Below are 1,342 nucleotides of genomic sequence, written 5' to 3'. Positions count from 1 at the left end.
GGAAATGTTCTTTAAAGTGATCAATATGCATGATGCTCTCCATAAAAAGGGAGTATATGATCACACCTAAATGTGATCGTCAAATTGATCGTTGAATTGCCTAAAAAACGTTCACAACCTCACCCTGGATATAAACCTGTAACTAATTGGTTAAGAAAGATCATTTTTACCGATAAATAATAGGGTCGCAGTTCTAGGATTGAGAGAAAGCTATGAAAGAAGTTAAGTTTCGCTGGGTCGATAAATACCTTATCTATTTGACGTTAAGAGCAAAATTCGCTGTTCTAGCAATAATTCCACGGCTAACGCATTTTAATCCCTGATGCTAACAGGGTTGAGCGATACTCGTCGTCCAACCCAGCCATCTTCTTTTTAGCCGCCATACTCGCGCGTTTTGTCTGGTCTTGCTTGAACAAGGTCATTGCTATTTTTCTCATCACATTAAAAGCAAGCGAACCTCGGCCTTTACGGATCCGTGATTCATCTTCTCTGAATGTCATATCTAACACCCAATGCATGCTCTCTACTTGCCAATGATTTCGCACAGAAGATAGCGCCTGCTTTGCATTTAAATCTAATGAACTCATGTACGTCGGATGTCACCTTGATAATACTTTTTATCCCAACCCACAGATACTTCTGGTTTAACCAGCTTTTCTTAATAAGAACTTGCTGACAACGTCTTACTACGCCCTGCTTAGATCAACGAGCCAGGGTAACAGGCTACTAAGGTCACAGTTTGGATGGGATAGTTGCTCCAAGCAGTGTTCGATGTAATCGAACGGAATAAGACCGTTAGCTTTGGCGGTTTCTATGATGCTGTATAAAACAGCACTGGCTTCAGCACCGCGGTGATTGTGGTTAAACTGCCAGTTTTCACGCCCTAATACAAACGGTTTTACAGCACGTTCTGCACGGTTGTTGTCGATATTGAGCCGGCTATCTTCTGTATAACAGCTGAGTTTCGACCATTGATTGAGGCTTTAATAGATGGCTTTGCCCAAAGCACTTTTCTCTGACACTTGCGTCGCAGATTTATCCAACCATTGTTTAAATAGCGCGAGCTGAGCACTTGAGTGAGTACGCCTAAAGTACAGCCGCTCTTCAAGCGATAGCTCTTTGATTTGACTCTCTATACGATACAGCTTCGCTATCATGTTGAGCCCCATATCCGCTTTATACCAATTGCATTAAGTATTTGACCCGTTCAGAGCCCCTCAGTCTTTTCAATTCAAAGCGCATTGGTAAAGAAATGGTTATTCCCTTTTAAGCCAATGCAAAGCAGAAGTGGAAAGACTGAGGGGCTCACGTAGTGCGGCTGAGGTTAAACAAATTGGCAAAA

The 1,342-nt window shown here is 42.3% G+C and carries 1 protein-coding gene and 2 pseudogenes; all 3 read right to left on the bottom strand.

All coding sequences use genetic code 11. The annotated features are described in order from the left end of the window. Positions 1-302: 302 nt before the first annotated feature. Positions 303-684, bottom strand: a pseudogene (locus tag AB4238_RS01665) (ISAs1 family transposase); the annotation flags it as partial. Positions 685-686: 2 nt separating this feature from the next. After that, a complete protein-coding gene (locus AB4238_RS01660; RefSeq protein WP_372030777.1) occupies positions 687-815 on the bottom strand; it encodes a transposase domain-containing protein in 129 nt (42 codons plus the stop codon). A gap of 33 nt (positions 816-848) precedes the next feature. After that, positions 849-1,169, bottom strand: a pseudogene (locus tag AB4238_RS01655) (transposase); the annotation flags it as partial. Positions 1,170-1,342 lie beyond the last annotated feature (173 nt).

The organism is Shewanella sp. 10N.286.45.A1, assembly GCF_041470405.1.
Taxonomy (GTDB): Bacteria; Pseudomonadota; Gammaproteobacteria; order Enterobacterales; family Shewanellaceae; genus Shewanella.
The sequence above is the reverse complement of the archived record's forward strand: the minus strand, read 5'-3'. Positions and strand labels throughout refer to the sequence as shown.